13 protein-coding genes are annotated in these 17,847 nt (G+C 38.0%); 10 read left to right on the top strand and 3 right to left on the bottom strand.

Annotated elements, in window-relative coordinates; translation table 11 throughout:
* The first annotated feature begins 22 nt into the window (after positions 1-22).
* The 10 genes from LVD47_RS01495 (at position 23) to LVD47_RS01450 (ending at position 13,977) form a co-directional block, all read left to right on the top strand.
* Complete coding sequence (locus LVD47_RS01495; RefSeq protein WP_236973746.1) at positions 23-997, top strand: GYDIA family GHMP kinase; 975 nt, start codon at positions 23-25, stop codon at positions 995-997.
* Positions 998-1,104: 107 nt separating this feature from the next.
* The gene (locus LVD47_RS01490) at positions 1,105-2,532 is read left to right on the top strand and encodes a TonB-dependent receptor (protein ID WP_236973745.1); all 1,428 of its coding nucleotides are present in this window, start codon (positions 1,105-1,107) and stop codon (positions 2,530-2,532) included.
* An 11-nt stretch (positions 2,533-2,543) separates the two neighbouring features.
* Complete coding sequence (locus LVD47_RS01485; protein ID WP_236973744.1) at positions 2,544-3,377, top strand: M15 family metallopeptidase; 834 nt, start codon at positions 2,544-2,546, stop codon at positions 3,375-3,377.
* Between the two features lie 464 nt (positions 3,378-3,841).
* On the top strand, positions 3,842-4,402 hold the full coding sequence (locus LVD47_RS01480; protein WP_236973743.1) for a thioredoxin family protein: 561 nt from the start codon (positions 3,842-3,844) through the stop codon (positions 4,400-4,402).
* A gap of 71 nt (positions 4,403-4,473) precedes the next feature.
* On the top strand, positions 4,474-5,463 hold the full coding sequence (locus tag LVD47_RS01475) for a hypothetical protein (protein ID WP_236973742.1): 990 nt from the start codon (positions 4,474-4,476) through the stop codon (positions 5,461-5,463).
* 95 nt (positions 5,464-5,558) lie between these two features.
* Positions 5,559-6,065 (top strand): hypothetical protein, encoded by a 507-nt coding sequence (locus LVD47_RS01470; RefSeq protein ID WP_236973741.1) that lies wholly within the window; start codon positions 5,559-5,561, stop codon positions 6,063-6,065.
* Positions 6,066-6,574: 509 nt separating this feature from the next.
* A complete protein-coding gene (locus tag LVD47_RS01465; protein ID WP_236973740.1) occupies positions 6,575-10,000 on the top strand; it encodes a ThuA domain-containing protein in 3,426 nt (1,141 codons plus the stop codon).
* A 101-nt stretch (positions 10,001-10,101) separates the two neighbouring features.
* The gene (locus LVD47_RS01460; RefSeq protein ID WP_236973739.1) at positions 10,102-11,820 is read left to right on the top strand and encodes a T9SS type A sorting domain-containing protein; all 1,719 of its coding nucleotides are present in this window, start codon (positions 10,102-10,104) and stop codon (positions 11,818-11,820) included.
* 190 nt (positions 11,821-12,010) lie between these two features.
* Positions 12,011-13,231: an NADP-dependent isocitrate dehydrogenase gene (gene icd, locus LVD47_RS01455; RefSeq protein WP_236973738.1), complete on the top strand. Its 1,221-nt coding sequence runs from the start codon at positions 12,011-12,013 to the stop codon at positions 13,229-13,231.
* Positions 13,232-13,401: 170 nt separating this feature from the next.
* On the top strand, positions 13,402-13,977 hold the full coding sequence (locus LVD47_RS01450; RefSeq protein ID WP_236973737.1) for a helix-turn-helix domain-containing protein: 576 nt from the start codon (positions 13,402-13,404) through the stop codon (positions 13,975-13,977).
* A gap of 31 nt (positions 13,978-14,008) precedes the next feature.
* Here the strand turns inward: LVD47_RS01450 and LVD47_RS01445 are convergent, their stop codons facing one another.
* The 3 genes from LVD47_RS01445 to LVD47_RS01435 form a co-directional block, all read right to left on the bottom strand.
* A complete protein-coding gene (locus LVD47_RS01445) occupies positions 14,009-15,181 on the bottom strand; it encodes a sialidase family protein (RefSeq protein ID WP_236973736.1) in 1,173 nt (390 codons plus the stop codon).
* Positions 15,182-15,220: 39 nt separating this feature from the next.
* Positions 15,221-16,444 carry a porin gene (locus LVD47_RS01440; RefSeq protein ID WP_236973735.1) on the bottom strand — a complete coding sequence of 408 codons (1,224 nt, stop codon included), beginning with the start codon at positions 16,442-16,444 and terminating at the stop codon, positions 15,221-15,223.
* A 66-nt stretch (positions 16,445-16,510) separates the two neighbouring features.
* Positions 16,511-17,845, bottom strand: coding sequence for an O-antigen ligase family protein (locus LVD47_RS01435; protein ID WP_236973734.1), 1,335 nt, complete (start codon positions 17,843-17,845; stop codon positions 16,511-16,513).
* Positions 17,846-17,847: the final 2 nt, after the last annotated feature.

The raw sequence follows: 17,847 nt of genomic DNA, 5'->3' as shown, positions 1-17,847 counted from the left end.
TGATTCCAGAAAAAACTTATATTTGTTTTTTCGCCGAGGCGTGCAATCCTTGGATATTGTAAACCTGCAAAACCATAAACCTATCGCTTTCAAGACCCGATCCAACGGAAAATTACTACTGACCGGAGAATATTTTGTATTGGAAGGTGCTGTTGCTTTGTCTATACCTTTGAAGTGGGGACAAAGCATGAAGGTAACCGAAAGCTCAGGGTCAGATTTAAGGTGGAAAACTTTAGACCAAAATGGTGAAAAGTGGTTTGAATGTACTTTAAACCTCATTGACTTTTCTATTGAGAAAACGACTGATGACAAAAAAGCTGTATTTATCCAACAGTTAATTAAATCGGCATCTCAGTTGAATTCAGATTTTCTCTCAAAGTGGAAGAAATATAAAGTTGAGTGTAAGTTGGAATTTAATCCCGAATGGGGATTGGGATCGAGCTCTACATTAATTGCTAACCTGGCAACCTGGGCGGAACTTTCACCCTTTGAATTATTTTTTGATACCCAAAATGGCTCCGGATTTGATGTGGCATCTGCTATTGCAGATTCTCCCATACTGTATTCCAAAGGTGAAGAAGAACTGACATTCGAAGAGGTTGATTTGAACAAAGAATTGCTTGAGAAATCTTATGTATTCTACCAGGGGAAAAAAGCAAATAGCCGTGCAGAAGTACAAAAATGGAAAAATTCAGCCAGGAAAATAAAAGCAAAAGATATTAAGGAGATCTCCAGTATATCAGAACAACTGGCGGAATGCAATTCCATTAAATCATATATTGAGTTGATAGATCAACATGAGAAATTAGTTCAGTCTTTTCTTGAGATTGATTCAATCACTCAAAAATATGCTGATTTTAATGGGGGAATGAAATCTCTTGGAGCCTGGGGAGGTGATTTTGGACTTGCTGTACATGAAGATCCAGAATACACTAAAGCTTTTCTTGAAAAACATAACTTTGATGCTGTCTTTAGCCTTAAAGATATCGTTTTGTAAGATCGTTTTAAATACAAACTGGAGAATTCCTGGTAAAGCACTATTTTGGATCGGACGTGAGGATGATGACAATGTGGGAAAATTGAAAAAGTAAAACCGGCTTCTATATGCATTATACTCCAAAGATTGATACAGACCAAAAGGCATTGGAGATCAATTTGAATAATAGTATTTACGGAACCTTTGCAGAGATAGGTGCAGGACAGGAAGTTGCACGATATTTTTTCAAAGTGGGTGCTGCTGCAGGAACCATTGTAAAGACAATGTCTGCCTATGATAAGATTTTTTCTGATCGAATTTATGGTGAAGAAGAAAGTGGGAGGTACGTATGTGAATCCCGACTCTATAAAATGTTGGATCACGAATATGACCTTCTAATTAGCCGGTTACAAAGTGCCGGTGAGGAAAAAACTTTTTTTGCCTTTGCTGATACCGTGGAAGCCATAAACTATCAAAAGTCAAATAAGGGGCAAGGTTGGTTGGGTTTGAGATTTCAATTGACACCTGGTGGAGGATTTAATGAGCTGGTGCTCCACGCCAAGATGAGCGACAATGATTCCCAATTGCAAGCATCTTCTATTGGAATTTTAGGGGTAAATATGCTTTACGCGGCATATTATCATTATAATGATCCGGAAAAATTTGTATGTTCCCTATTGGATTACTTACAAGACCGTGTATCGATTGATATGATAAGGCTGTCCGGTCCTGACTTCGAAACTGAAGAATCCAGGGATTGGGATAATCGAATTCTAACATTTTATTTAGTTAAAAATAAACTTACGGAGGTCGCAGTATTCGATAAAAATGGTGTTTCTATACATCCATCTGAATTTTTATATCGAAAATCACTAATGGTCGTTCGCGGTAATTACAGACCCCCCACCCTGGTTACAGAAGATGTTTTTGACAAGAGTTTTTCTATGTTCAATAGGCAGATTGAAGTAAATGATGAGCATTCAGAAATCGTAGCAGAACTGACTCTTGAAAATCTGACTCGACATGATCGAATCGATATCGAAGATTTTTTGGCCCGGGCTACCATGATCAATGCCATGGGGTACAAGACGATAGTTTCGGATTGTAGTAATCATCAAAAGCTAATAAACTATTTGTCCGATTACAAGATAAACCGGTTGGGTATAGTAATTGGTATAAGAGAGCTACGAACTTTGATGGTTCAGAAATATGAAAAATTCAGGGATGGAACGCTATTAGTCGCTTTTGGTGAATTATTTACACACAATATACGCGTGTATGCTTATCCGGCATTGGATGATAATTTAGAAGAGCTAATGACTTTGGAAAACCTTCAGCTACCCGAAGGAATCAAATTTTTATACCGGTTTCTTATTGATCAAAAATTGATTGTTCAGGTGGAAAATTACAATGAAGATATCCTGTACATTATACCTCACGGTGTATTTACGATGATTAAAAATGGTGAAATTGGGTGGGAAAATTACCTGTCAAAGGAGCTGGTAGACATTATCAAAAAGAAACGTTTGTTTTACTATAATCCGGATCGAAGTTAAATATTGGAAATATGAGAAGTATTCAGTTTATTTTTCTTTTAGGTATAGTTGTTTTTAATCATCAGGCATGTGGTGGAACTACTGATAGGAAGAAGATAACGGAAATAAATAGTATAGAAGGGATGGTGGTTGACACGACAAAGGAAAAAACCTTTAGCTTGAACCCTGTCGACACAAGTATTCAATATATTATGGGAAAATTTGAACCTTCTGAGGACTCAAATTTTATAGAAGTTGACATTTATTATGCAGATCGGCCGGGAATGTTCATCAGGAAAGACGTTTACAGTGCATTTGTAAAGATGGATTCTGCTGCCAGAGAGGATGGTATTGTGTTTCAAATCCGTTCAGCTGCTCGGAATTTTGAATATCAAAAAGGGATTTGGGAGCGGAAATGGACTGGAAAAACTACAATAGAGAACGGTGAAAAGTTGAACGAAACAACCCCTGACCCTGTCCAGCGGGCATTAAAAATTTTGAAATATAGTTCTATGCCAGGGTCTTCGCGGCATCATTGGGGAACTGATATCGATTTAAATAGTTTTTCCAATAGTTGGTTTGAGTCTGGGGAGGGAAAGAGGTTATACGATTGGCTTGAGGAAAATGGTCCCGAATACGGATTTCGACAACCCTACACGGCTAAGGGTGCTGAACGGCCTGATGGTTATAATGAAGAGCGATGGCACTGGAGTTTTTATCCAGTAGCTGATATCTTGACGGAAGTGGCTTCACGTCATCTAAAGGATTCTATGATAGACGGGTTTAAAGGGGCGGAAACAGCGACAAAAATAGGTGTTGTGAAGAGGTATGTGTTGGGCATTAACCCGCAATTACTTACAGAGTAGATAAGGACCATATATTGCAAAACTGTATTTAATCCCTATAAGTTGTTATATAACCATAAGGATTATTCCGTAATGACATGAAAAAGTATATAGGTTTATAGATCAAGGTCTCATTTGTATTATTGGACTCATATAAACTGAATTTATTTCATATTAAGCATGGAGTTGCAGAAAGTCATTTTTTAATCGAGGCTTTGTGATTTAAGTATGATTGGACAATCATGCATGAAGATCAACGATATTATGTTAGTAGTGTAATAACAACCTGGGAATTCCTTATCCAATTATTAAGCATCAAGTGATTGATGGGAATGACATTCTTTTGGTTTTACAAAAATTCAATTTGATAATAACCTATTTATAATTTCACTCCATGGATTGAAGCAGGGGAAAGTTCTATGGACGGATTTAATTTCTTATCTTAGTAGTCAATTTTACTAATTGTATTTTCAAAAATTCAATTTATGTCATATACCCTGTCAAATATGATCCCATTAGGGACCAAAGCACCGGATTTTACACTAAAAAATACGGTTGATGGGAACGATAAATCCCTTAGTGAACTCAAGGGGAATAATGCTACCGTCATAATTTTTATATGCAATCACTGTCCGTATGTTATCCATTTGATCCGGGATATTGTAGATGCGGCAAATGAGTATAAAAATGAGGGGGTGAATTTTATTGCTATAAACTCCAATGATGTGGAGAATTATCCCGATGACAGTCCGGATAAAATGAATTTAATTGCCAGAGTCCTCCAGTTTCCATTTCCTTATTTATATGATGAGGACCAAGAAGTGGCGAAAGCTTATGATGCGGCGTGTACGCCGGATTTTTACATATTCGACGGAGAGATGAAGTTGGCTTACCGCGGTCAATACGATGAGTCCCGACCAAAGAGGAATGAAGTTCCTATAACAGGTAAGGATTTTAAAAATGCTTTGAATGCTGTTTTAGAAGGAGGTAAAGTTTCAGAACGTCAAGTACCGAGTGGTGGGTGTAATATTAAATGGAAAAATTAATCTTAAGTTAACATTGGAAGAATTAGTGTCCGTATGCTTTGTCGTATCTTTGCCGTCCATAAATCGTATGTATGTTAAATCCTGAAATAGTGATGTGGGTGGGGTTCATTTTGGCTTCTTATGCCGTTGTAGGGAATGATTCAATTCAGACACTCGGGACGTTTCTCAATTCGAATTCAAAGAAAAAATGGTATATCCTATGGGGATTTGCGGCGACAATTCTTGCCGGGACGCTAATTTACGGATGGTATGTGAATAATGGAGATGTTTCATATGCCCGTTTGTCAAAGTACCCACTTCCCGAGCCAATGAGTTGGTTTTATATCCTTCCACCATTGGTATTGATGTTTATAACTCGTATTGGAATACCGGTTAGTACTTCTTTTATGGTTTTGACCTTTTTTAGTCCGAAAAATTTGAACGATATGATGTTCAAATCCATGATGGGCTATGTTGTAGCTTTTGGTGCTGCATTTTTGGTTTATCTCGCTATAACCAATATTATTGAAAGGAAATTTCTAAATAATGACATCTCAGATAGAAATAGAAGAACCTGGACTATCCTTCAATGGTGTGCAACAGGCTTTCTTTGGTCTCAATGGTTAATTCAGGACTTTGCCAATATTTATGCATACCTTCCAAGAAAGGTATCATTTCTGGAATTGTGTATTTCCCTGGTAATTATACTGGGTATGTTGGCCTTCATTTTTTATACGAAGGGTGGTGCTATCCAAAAAATTGTTCGTTCAAAAACCAATACTGCCGATATTAGATCAGCAACAATTGTTGACTTTTTATATTCTTTGGTATTACTTTATTTCAAAGAGTTGAACAACTTACCCATGAGCACGACATGGGTTTTTATTGGTTTATTAGCCGGACGGGAACTTGCCATGAGAGTAAGATTGAGAAACTTGTCAGGTTCGACCTGGAAAAATGTAGGTCTGGATTTAGCTAAAGTTAGTTTAGGCCTGGTGGTTTCTATTGCTTTGGTATTTCTTATCCGTTGGATGACGGAAGGCCAGGTTAATTTACCTTTAATAGGGCTTATTTCCAGGTGAAAATTAGAGTCTATCCTCTTCCCTGATCTAAGTTGGGCATAATATTTGTTTTGACTTTACCTGTCGTTAATCAACAAACCAACCAAATCATACTTATGAACCGTATACTTTTGGGACTTAGCTTTATATTATTATTCACATTTTTGGGCTGTAATTCGGACAATGAAACTAATTCCGGAGCCAGGAGTGACAATGCCTCTACTTCATCCAATCAGGGCGGTTCAATACAGAAACCACCAGCGAGAATAACCGGGCTTGAAACGCATAAAGATGCTGCATCAATTGGCAATTGTGGTGGATTGTTTGCTACGAGTGAAGAAGAGCTAAATAATGAAAATTATTTATTGACCTCGAATCTTGAAAGTTTTGGTCTTATTATGTCAGATGGTAAAATAATCAAACTGAAGCAAGTTGGACAGCAATTTATGTCGGGTACAGCGAGGTTTTATAAGTATGAATCAGATGGAATAACAGTAGACATCGAGATTCGTGAGGTAAGGGATTTGAATGAAAAAGTTGAATTGTATAAGGGCCAGTTAAAAGTCAATTCTGGTGACTATATTGATGTCATCCAAATTGTAGGAAAGGTTGGTTGTTCGTAATCCCTTTATTCATGACAATTCCGCCTCGAAGTGATCGCGAAGGAAGAATCTTTTGGGGAGGATAGTAAAGAAGGGGTGTTGTATAGGATTGATAAATGGATACCAATAAGAATTTGACAGGCAATTTTTAATGAATTGTCACCAAATTTGAGTTATATTTTATAAATTATAGTGATTTTTCTTTTGTGACTTCCCTGGCTTTATGCAAAATTTCTGTTTGTTTTTTAGACAAAACGTATTATCAATTCTATCCTTATTTTTACAGAGGTTTTATAGTAGGCTCTTATCACTGTTGGATTATTTTTCCAATGATAATAAATTGCTGAATTTATGTGGAATTTTAACCTGAAGACAATTTATTTATAAAAAAACCTTTCATTTTAGTACTTTCACCCGGTAAAATTGAAATAAAATATTCTAGAAAGACTAGAGTTTGCTATCCAGGCATTTCAATGTTTACTTTTATTCAATGAAGGAAAATAAATATCACATAAATAGAGAAACCACCAATGGCTAAAACAATTTATCAGTTATTTTTATTAGCAACTTTTTGTTTTTTACTTATAAGTTGTGGTCCGAAATCCAGGACCGGAGATCCCAAAGTTCTTGTTTTTTCCAAAACCGCTGGTTTTCGACATAGTAGTATTGAAGACGGCGTCGCAGCACTTCAAAAACTTGGATCTGAAAAGGGTTTTGAAGTAGAAGCCACTGAAGATGCTTCCATTTTTAAGGAAGAGAAGTTACGAGAATTTTCTACGATAATATTCTTGAATACGACAGGAGATATTCTAGATACCAGGCAAGAAGCGGCCTTTGAAAGATATATCCAAGCCGGAGGTGGATTTGTAGGCATCCATGCTGCCACAGATACGGAATATGGTTGGAAATGGTACGGTGAATTGGTAGGTGCATATTTTAAGAGCCATCCTAGAATTCAGGAGGCGGATTTGATAATACATGAAGATCCTAAATTCCCGGTTCTAAAAGAATTACCTGAAGAATGGTCCAGGGAAGATGAGTGGTATAATTTTATTAAAGTACCCGATCATGTAAACAGATTAGTGAGTATTGATGAGACATCGTACGAAGGCGGGCAGAACGACGGAGATCACCCGATGGTATGGTATCACGATTATGACGGTGGGAGATCTTTTTACATAGAGTTTGGTCATACTTCGGAATCGTATGAAGAGAAAGAATTTCTGGATTTATTATATTCGGGAATAGAGTATGCCATAGGGGATAATCTGGAACTCGATTATTCCGACGTAAGGACGCAGTTTGCGCCGGATATGAATCGATTTAGCAAGGTTATTTTGGGGCGTGGGCTGGATGAACCTACTGAGATCACCATTCTACCTAATAAGGAAATTCTAATTTCAGAGAGAAAAGGAGGACTTAAAAAGTATAATCCCGACGAAAATAGAATAGAAGATTTAACTCATATAGAAGTATATTATGAGACAGACACTCCAAATGTAAATGTAGAAACCGGATTTATGGGGATTAAAGCAGACCCGAACTATGCAGAAAACCACTGGGTTTATATTTTTTATTCGCCTACAGATGTTTCTGTTGACAGGCTGTCCAGGTTCAAATATGTGGATGGTGTTTGGGATGAATCATCGGAGCAAGTGATTCTTGATGTAAAGACAGACAGAGATATTTGTTGTCATACGGGAGGATCAATTGATTTCGATGCCAAAGGCAACCTGTATGTTTCTACTGGGGATAATTCCACTCCATTCAATCAAAAAGATAAAGTGACAGGTGAAACCCTTCCTATTAACTTATTCGGATTCGCTCCATTGGATGACCGGCCGGGGAAGGAACAATACGACGGAAGAAGAGCACCCGGCAATACCAATGATCTGAGGGGTAAAATCTTACGGATTAAGGTTAATGATGACGGGAGTTATGATATACCTGAAGGTAATTTATTTGAGGAAGGGAATGACAAAGCACGGCCTGAAATCTATGTAATGGGGAATCGTAACCCTTATCGAATTTCTGTAGATCAGAAGACCGGATACCTCTACTGGGGGGAAGTTGGACCTGATTCCAGAAATGACAGTCTGGATACAAGGGGACCAAGAGGGTATGACGAAATAAACCAGGCAAGGTCTGCCGGAAATTTCGGCTGGCCTTATTTTATTGGCGATAATTTTGCATATTGGCAATACGATTATAACACGGGGGAGTCCGAATTGAAATTCGATCCTGAAAAACCGGTTAATAATTCCCGAAATAATACGGGGATGACCGAATTGCCTCCGGCGCAACCTGCTTTTATTTATTACCCCTATGCAAAATCAAAATACTTTCCCAATGTGGGAAGTGGAGGAAGGACAGCCATGGCAGGTCCCGTATACTATCCTGAAAAATATCCGGCAGAAACCAGATTGGCTGACTATTACGACGGGAAGCTATTTATTTATGAATGGATCCGTAACTGGATAAAGGTTGTAACCATGAATGAAGAGGGTGACTTAATGAGAATAGAACCCTTTATGGCGGAAACGGATTTTGTAAGTATTAGCGACATGGAATTTGGTCCGGATGGAAAATTATACCTCATTGAATATGGAAGTGGATGGTTTTCCAAAAATTCTAATTCCAGCTTGTCCGTAATTGAATACAATGCAGGCAACAGGGCTCCTATTCCCGATTTGAAAATAGATCGAACTGCCGGGCAATTACCTCTTGCTATACAATTGGATGCTTCGGGTTCTTCAGAACCAGATGGTGACCCAATGACATACACATGGATGGTTGACGGGGAAGAGTTGGAAACGACACAGGAACCCAGGTATACTGCTAACCTTGCTGATGCAGGGCAGCACAATATATTTGTGCAGGTTAATGATGACAAGGGTAGTAGTGTGGAAAGCCAACACTATCACGTGGTTGCCGGAAATGACCGTCCGGATGTGACTATTGAATTTGAAGGGAATAGTGAATTTTACTTTGATAATAGTCCCGTCAAATATAGAGTGCTTGTTGCCGATTCTGAAGACGGTAGTCTGGCTTCAGGAGATATTTCTACCGATCAGGTTTTAGTTGAAAAGGATTACATTGGAAGTTATGACGAGGCATCAACTACCATTGGCCATCAGGAATTTACAGATCCTGAAGTTGAGGTTCAGGGTATTATTTCGGGATTGGATTGTGCATCATGCCATAAGAAAGATGAAAAGTCAGTCGGGCCTGCTTACTTACAGATATCTGATAAATATAAAGGAAATCCAGAAGCCGAAGAATATCTGTCAAACAAAGTCATAGAAGGAGGAAGTGGAGTATGGGGAGAAGTGGCCATGGCGGCACACCCTGATGTTCCGCTTCAGGATGTAAAAAAGATTATCCAGTGGATAATAGGACTTGCTGATGCAGATGAACCCTTAGCATCGCTTCCGGTGTCAGGTACTATTTACCCTTCTAGCGATTTCAAATTGACGGAGGACGGGGTAGTTGTATTGTCAGCTTCTTACAAGGATAAAGGAGCTGAAGGGGCTTCTTCTTTGATGGGGCAAAAAACGGTGTATTTGTCACGTCCAATCCTATCTGCATTCAGGGCACAATCTATGGAAGGGGCTACAAAGGATGTTTATGAAGAAACAGAATTAGCACTTATAGAAGGGGGGAGTGCTGCTATAGAATTTGGTAAAGTGGATCTTACCGATGTTAAAAAGGTACGGGTATTATTTGCCTCAGTGGATGAATCTTCCAATGGGTGGGAAATTAAGGTCATAGGAGATGGTTCAACGTTGGTAAGTGGAAATATAGGAGCCAGATCCGCTGCCAGGAAACCCAGTGACAAAACCCTGAGATTAGATGAAAGAAACCTGGGGACAGTGAACAATTTAAATATTGAGATCACACGGGCTGGTAATGAAGATAGTGGGTTAGCATTTATTGGATTGGAGCTATTGAAATAGGTATAATGTATTTCAAATAACTTTGAAGTAATGAAAGTGTTAAAGTAGAATAATTGTTGAGATTCCTGTAAAGTATTTTGCAACTTAAGGAAAAGTGTAAATTGCTTAGATGGATAGATATACTATTGATTTTCTGCCTTTTTCAAATCCGGGGAAATGGGCAGGTTTCTGACCTGGAACATATAGAAGCGGGAGAGCAAACTTTGTACTTTAATGATGCGTTCGAACTGGACAGTGGAAAGATTCTCCTGGGGGGAGCTGAAGATAATTGCAAAAAAGCGAAAGCCTGGGTATTAAACGCATTTGGAGAGTTTGAAGATTCGGAATACTTTGTTCATCAGAACTTTGAATTTAGTGAAGTGCGTGACATAGAAGGTTTTGATTCCTTATACCTTCTCCTGACCTACCAACAGCAGGGAGACGATTTCTGGGGGGCGTTAGGTTTAAAAGGATACTGGATTAATGAGCAATTCGAAAGAATTGATTCGTTTTATATCCCAACCATTTTCGAATCCTTTAATTCTAAAATTGTTGACACTACAATCGTATTTACTGTTGTCGATTCGATTTTCAGATATGATTTTCAAGGAAGATTAATTGGTAAAAGAGAAGTCCCGGAAAATGTAGAATTTTCGGGATATCAAAACGGTTTGCTAATCTTTGATCAGAAAAAACTCATGCTTACTAACTGGGATTTTACATCATCTGATTCTATGGATTTTCACACTGTTATAAAAGACGTCGCTGTTAGGACAGAGGTGACGGCAAATGATGTTGAAGAAATATTTATCCTGACGCAAGACTCTCTCTACAAATATATTCCTGATAGTTTCAGGTCGTCCAGTCCAGTAAATCTGACTACGAAAAAAATAGTGTGGCATCCGGATCTGGAACAGTTGATGTCTATTTCAAATGGGAATACCGTTCGATATTATAACAGGGATTTGGAACGTATTGATTCGGTTCAATTATTCTATGACAGTGTGTATGTGGAGTCTCTGAATTATCGACCCCTAAATCATGGAAAAGCTATTAGATTTGGAACTACTCGAATTGATTTTAGTGCTTTTACAGATATTAGGTATAGTTCTTCCGATCGGTTTGGTATATATCAGGTCTTTGACAAATATATAAATCAACATCCTGAGAAAAGACCGGAAATATCATTGGATAGTATTGCTCTTTCAGATGGATTTCGCATCGGTAATCCCATTATTTTTGAAAACGGGGATACATCTCACTGGAGAGTTGCTGACAATCATGGGACTTATGATATTTATTTTACGAATAGTGGTGAAACACAAATCCATACAGTTTCATTAGGGTCAGACGCCCTCTGGGGATTCAATTGTCTCTCTCATTTTGCATTTGGATTGGATACTTCATGGTATTATAGTGGAGAATCAGGATCAGCACCATTGGGAGTAGAAACCATTTCTGAAGTTGGTTCCTTTTCAACAAGGAAAATGATTTATGTGGCTTTTCCCAATAATCACTATGATAGAGATCCAAAAGACAATTTTATGGAGGTAAAAATTGAATTTCTAAAGACCAATACACAAGACCAATTCCGTAGATCTGATGTTGAAATATACCCCAATCCTGCAAGTGGAGAAGTATTTTTGAAATGGCCAGTGGAGTCCAAAATTGAAAATTTGGAAATTTTAAATATGAACGGTCAGTTGATAAAAGAGTATCCTGTTGGAAAGTCAGACAGCTTTATGGTATTGTATCCTACTTCTCTTTCATCCGGTTTATACTTATTGAGGCTTTCTGGACAGAATGGTTATTACATCAAAAAATTAATGATTCAACATTGATGGTTGTGAAAGTTTTTACCCCCCTTTTACTGTAGAAAATTCTGATTTTTACGTTTTCGGCAAAAATAATAGTGAAAATAGGCAAATTAATACTTATTTAATAGATTATAATGGCATCCCTGGTGTTGAAATAAAGCAAATTATCTTACCTTTGTCCTCGATTTTTTTACATACAAAATTTTGCGAAATAATGAGTGGACAGAGAATAACGATTGAAAATAGAAAACTTAATGTTCCTAATAACCCGATAATACCTTTTATCGAAGGAGATGGTATAGGTCCCGACATATGGGCATCTGCAGTACGTGTTTTTGATGCAGCTGTTGAAAAAGCTTATAACGGCGAGAAAAAGATAGAGTGGAAGGAAGTTTTTGTAGGGCAGAAAGCCTTTGACAATACCGGGGAATGGTTGCCTCAGGCTAGTCTGGATGCTATAGAAGAGTATTTAGTTGCTATCAAAGGACCATTGACCACGCCAGTAGGTGGAGGTATTCGGTCATTAAACGTTGCTCTTCGTCAGAAATTGGATTTGTATGCATGTGTACGGCCTGTAAGATGGTTTGAAGGAGTTCCTTCACCGGTGAAGGAGCCCAATAGTGTAGACATGACTATTTTCCGGGAAAATACAGAGGATATTTACGCGGGAATTGAATATTTGGCCGGTACTCCGGAAGCGAATAAAGTAAAGAAATTTTTAATTGAGGAAATGGGGGTAACGCAAATCCGTTTTCCGGAAACATCTTCTATTGGTATTAAACCTGTCTCAGAAGAAGGTACGGAAAGAATTGTACGTGCAGCCATTGATTATGCGCTCGATTTAGGATTACCTTCAGTGACTCTCGTTCACAAAGGTAATATCATGAAATTTACAGAAGGTAAATTCAAGGAATGGGGATATAAGGTTGCTAAAGAGCAATACGGAGCAGATGATTTCGAGGGTGGTCCATGGCAGATTATCAAAAAAGACGGTAAGGAAATAATCGTAAAAGATGTTATAGCAGATGCCTTTTTGCAGCAAATCCTTTTGAGACCAAAAGAATACAGTGTTATTGCAACTCTCAATCTTAATGGAGACTATGTATCTGATGCGTTAGCTGCCCAGGTAGGTGGTATTGGAATCGCTCCGGGAGCAAATATTAATTATGATAATGGAAAAGCGATATTCGAAGCTACACACGGTACAGCACCCAAATATGCCGGCCAGGACAAAGTAAATCCTAGCTCGGTAATTCTTTCCGGTGAAATGATGTTCCGGTATTTGGGCTGGAATGAAGTAGCTGACCTGATCGTTAAAGGAATAGAAGGAGCGATTAGTTCTAAGCGTGTGACGTATGACTTTGAACGTCAGATGGATGGAGCTACTTTGTTGAAATGTTCAGAATTTGGAACTGAGATCATAAATAATATGTAGATATTATCGAGATAATAATATTGAAAGCCTGTCCGCTAAATGCCGGACAGGCTTTTTTTATGTTTAGATGGAAATAAAATATTTCCGACCATGGAGCATCTATTGCATCTTTCGGTCGTGAAAACTTTTTATTGAACCCTCTTTGGAAAAGTACTGTTGTAATAAATGGAATGAAAATTAGTATCAAAAATATGGTGTGTCCACGGTGTATATACGTCGTGGAGCAAATAATTAAAGAACTTTCACTCCCTAATGCTGATGTTTCGCTGGGAGAAGTGAGGTTTGAAAAGGAAATTTCAGCCGAATCATTAATAAATTTTGAAGAAAAATTAAAAGAATTTGGTTTCGAAAGACTAGAGAACCAAAAAAAGAAAGTTGTTGAGCAAGTGAAAACATTTATTATTAATGAAATAAGTGCCGAAGATTATAGTCCGTTAAAAACGTGGTCCGAACTGATTTCAGAAAAATTACCCTATAATTATACGTATATCAGCAATCTGTTTTCTTCATTGGAAGGTATAACCCTTGAGCAATTTATCATCCAGACTAAAGTGGAAAGGATAAAAGAGTTGTTATTATACGGTGAATTGTCGATCAAAGAAATTGCTTATAAGCTGGATTACAGTAGTACGGCATCACTTAGTAATCAGTTTAAAAAGCATACTGGTTTTACACCCTCAGAGTATAAGTCTCAGCCTTTTGCTAAACGGAAGGGCTTTTCAGATAGTAAAAAATTACAGAATTGAATATAATCAGTTCTTTTGAAAAGCAATGCTATTATGGCTTGGGAGGATCCCAAATAGTAGCCCCGATATACCTTTCCGGACCTGTCTTCTGATCCATAAAATAATACACGGTAACTATTTTGCCATCAGGACGTTGGATCACCCTGGGGTACCCTACATCCCTTCCTGAACCGTCGTTACGTAATAAATAGTCTTTACTCCAGGTTTTCCCGTTGTCACTACTGAGCTTGGCGCGTATGTCACTTGTTTTTTCTCCGCTTTCAATGCTTTTGACATCTGCCCTGTATCCATAGATGAGGCAGATTCTCCCGTCCATCATTTTGACCATTGCAGGTGGATTGCCAATTCCGGCTTCCTTCACGGCATTCTTCCATTCAGTCCAGGATTTTCCATTGTCGGCAGAATAGTATGTGGATATATAGCTGGCATTTTCTCTTTTCTCCCGTGCTGTAACCAATATTTCACTCTCGGATAATCGGACTGAAGCAGGCATTATGGAATAGCCAATTGGGGGTTCGGTGCCTATGTAGGATAAAAACTTCCACGTCTTGCCACCGTCTTTAGTTCGTACACAAATAACTCTTCCTTCTTCACCGTCCGATTTGGGTGCGGTTAGGAAAAGAGTGCAAGTTTTTTTGTTGTCAATGAGATAGTCTGTGCGAGGGGCCGTGCCCATACCATTGAATTCAGGAAGTTGGAAGGGACCTCTCCATGTATTACCGCGGTTGTATGAATACCAGTAAAAAGATTTACCTCCATCTCCGTTGGTCATCTTCACAGAAAGAGCAAAATCCGAATGTGAAAAGTTTATGTTGGAAGGCTTCTGAATTTCCTGAAATTGTATATCAGTGCGTGCCACACCGTGATAGCTTCCGTTATCCGGTACAAATAAAGCACCATTATTATCCCTTGCAGGATCTTCGATAGCCCAGGTTTTACCTCCATCTTTACTTCTGGCCATAAGATGGTATTCAGGCTTTTCACGATCAATGTTATGGCGTTCGGTTCCAAGATTTTTATATGAGCCTTGTGCAAATCCCACTAGAATTTCGTTGCCCCAATTCCAAATGCCAAAATTAGCCGGCCATCCGCCAAACTTTCCTTTTTCGTGATAAACTTCTATGTGTTCTACATCCTTTTCAACATTTTGGCAGGGGGAAATGAAGCAGCAGAAAAGAAACAAAAGCAATACGAAATATTTCATCGTTCGGGGTTTATTTTAAAAAGTATGTTAAAATAAGAATTATATCCCTAATTCGACTTGAAATCTCAAAGCCCAGTTATTATTTTCTTCACCACTCGGCATAATTCTCTCATTTAAAGAAAGATCAGATTGAATTTTCAGATTGTGGTCCCGTAAATATCTACTTATCCCAATGGTCCATTGCCTTTGCTGCGGTTCAAAAACCTCTACTTCACCCAAAGGATCCACAGTGCTGAACCGCCCGGTAACTTCCCACGAAGAAGGAAAGTATTTACTAGCCTGGATAGTAAATCCTTGCCCGTTGTAAACATAAACGATGTCTGATACATCGGGAGATGTGGTTATTGGGTCATTGCTGAAACGCTTTATAAATTCAGACTGAATTGCCCATCCGGAATATTTAAGGATAACATCGGCCATCCAGTGTCGAATATTTCTTTCTTCGTATAAGTCGATACCTCTTTGCCCTCCGTTTTGATATGCTGAGGCATTGTAATTGAATACTATTCCTGCCATAAGCTTGGGAGATTCTTCAACTAACAAATCCCCTTCGAAATACGCGCCATCGGATTTAAATTTTCCCAGGGGATAATATTCAATTCGAGAAGTATAGGATAAACCATTATTAACTTCTAACACTCGATTCATTCCTTCACCCGTAGTTATTGCACCTTGTAATATCAATAATCTATCTGAATTTGGGTTTATGGTATACTTACCCTGGAATCCGATGTCCCGGTCAATATTAAGTAGTGAGTTTACTATAGATCTATCTACTAATTGAAGATCTCCCGAAGAGACTAATCGTTCCAGGTTCCCCGGCAATTTATTTTGGCCGAAAGAGATTTGAAAGAATTTGTTAAATCTGTATTTGATTACAGCATCTCTTATAACATGAGGTACTCTGCCAGGAGTATTGCCGAGATCCCGACCCGAAAGAGATAATTCAATTTTGTAAGTAAGGTTCGGGTCGTAAACGAACCCATCAAACTTTAAACGGAACCGTCTTACCTGGGCACTGATATTTTGCACAGTAAAATCGCTGAGCGATTCTGTATTTATATCAACTCGATTTTGAATTCTAAATCCAAAATCTACTTTGTATAAACTGTCTTTAGAAACAATACTAATGCCATTACCTTCAGCAAACAGCGGCTTGTCTTTAATTGAATCTTTTTGACCATAAATATCAGTATTAAAAATGATACCAGTTGCAGTACAAAAAAGAATAAGGTTTGTAAAGATTATGCCTTTTATTTTCATTTATTGCTGAAGTTGTTCAAAGCGCAAAAATGATAAAAAATACAAAACTTAACTATTATTTAATCTTTAATTATTCTTAATGTCGTACAAAATTATTATTAAAGCAAAAATCCAAACGGGTACAGCTGCCTTATCGGAGGTCAGGAAATTATTGAGCATTCCATGTGCGAAATAAGCTATGAAGCCAAGTAAAGAAGAAGTTAATACCAATTTATCTTTGCCCGTAGTTAGTGGTATATTTTTATACCCAAAGAAAATCACAAATAGAATAAATAAAACCATAAAAATAGCACCTGGTAATCCCGATTCAGCCAGAGCTCCAAGCACTTCACTATGGGCGTTACCCACATCGCCGAAATTAGTGCTTATTATGGTAAGGTCATTAGAATTTTGAAAAGGGGCATAATTAAATTGATATGTTCCGGGCCCCCATCCAAAAACAGGCCGTTCTTTCCACATTTCCAGGGCTGAATTCCATCTGTTTATGCGCTCCACATTTGAAGCATCAGTAGTGATGTTACTTATAGATTCTATATTTTCTACGACCTGATCACTGGATTCTGCTTTATTTTGGGATAGTTGGTTAATAAGTGTTTGCCGATTTATAACCAATAGAATGGAAGCCACGGCTAAAAAGGAATAAATTACCCTGAGCGATATTTTTAGTCTGGCGATGAAGTAAACAGCTGCAGCTATTACCAGGGATAATATAGCTGCACGGGAATAAGTGAATATGAGAACAAGCGTAAATAGAATAGCTCCCAAAATCCAAAATGCCTTTGGTCCGGTTTTTATAGGTTGTTCAAATACCTTCATGTAGACATATGGTATCGTTAACCCCAATGCAGCTCCAAGTATGGTGTGGTCCTTGAAAAAAGGCTGCATCAGCCATTGGGATGCTTTTTCGGGGAATCCGTTCATATACAAACGCAAAAAAGTATACAGTACGACCACAGAAAATGAAATTGTATACAATAGCAAAACCCTTTCTTTTTTTTGCGTGGTGTTAAGTATTTTGCTGCCTAAGTAAAAAAGTGGTAAAACATACCATGTTCGTGAAACCCAGTTTTTGATGCTTACAAAAACTTGTTCTGAAGTGATGGAAGTGAGCAGCCCCCAGGAAAGCATCAATAGTACAATAATAGAAATGGGGTGCTGAAGAAATTTTTTCTCCGGAGGATATTTTAGAAAATAAAGCGGTGTAAGTATAAAGAACAAAGCCAGTATTATTTCCGTGGGTATGAACAACCCTAATTGATCATTGAGGTATTCTTCCAGGTTAATGGATAAAGGAGTAAATAAAATAATGGCCCACCAAAGAGCTTCGGTTTTAAAAAATACTAAATAAGTAAGGATAGGTAATATAGTCAATAGCGTGAGGTAGGGTTTTTCTATTCTCAAAC

This window comes from Membranihabitans maritimus, assembly GCF_021729145.1.
Classification (GTDB): Bacteria; Bacteroidota; Bacteroidia; order Chitinophagales; family Saprospiraceae; genus Membranihabitans; species Membranihabitans maritimus.
Note: the sequence above shows the minus strand (reverse complement) of the source record. Positions and strands in the feature narration are given on the sequence as shown.

What these genes read in the sequence shown, in the direction of transcription:
- LVD47_RS01445 (WP_236973736.1), bottom strand. Translation starts at nt 15,181, where the DNA reads ATGAAATATTTCGTATTGCTTTTGTTTCTTTTCTGCTGCTTCATTTCC.
- LVD47_RS01490 (WP_236973745.1), top strand. Translation starts at nt 1,105, where the DNA reads ATGCATTATACTCCAAAGATTGATACAGACCAAAAGGCATTGGAGATC.
- LVD47_RS01475 (WP_236973742.1), top strand. Translation starts at nt 4,474, where the DNA reads ATGTTAAATCCTGAAATAGTGATGTGGGTGGGGTTCATTTTGGCTTCT.
- LVD47_RS01465 (WP_236973740.1), top strand. Translation starts at nt 6,575, where the DNA reads ATGGCTAAAACAATTTATCAGTTATTTTTATTAGCAACTTTTTGTTTT.
- LVD47_RS01450 (WP_236973737.1), top strand. Translation starts at nt 13,402, where the DNA reads ATGAAAATTAGTATCAAAAATATGGTGTGTCCACGGTGTATATACGTC.
- LVD47_RS01440 (WP_236973735.1), bottom strand. Translation starts at nt 16,444, where the DNA reads ATGAAAATAAAAGGCATAATCTTTACAAACCTTATTCTTTTTTGTACT.
- LVD47_RS01470 (WP_236973741.1), top strand. Translation starts at nt 5,559, where the DNA reads ATGAACCGTATACTTTTGGGACTTAGCTTTATATTATTATTCACATTT.
- LVD47_RS01485 (WP_236973744.1), top strand. Translation starts at nt 2,544, where the DNA reads ATGAGAAGTATTCAGTTTATTTTTCTTTTAGGTATAGTTGTTTTTAAT.
- LVD47_RS01480 (WP_236973743.1), top strand. Translation starts at nt 3,842, where the DNA reads ATGTCATATACCCTGTCAAATATGATCCCATTAGGGACCAAAGCACCG.
- icd (WP_236973738.1), top strand. Translation starts at nt 12,011, where the DNA reads ATGAGTGGACAGAGAATAACGATTGAAAATAGAAAACTTAATGTTCCT.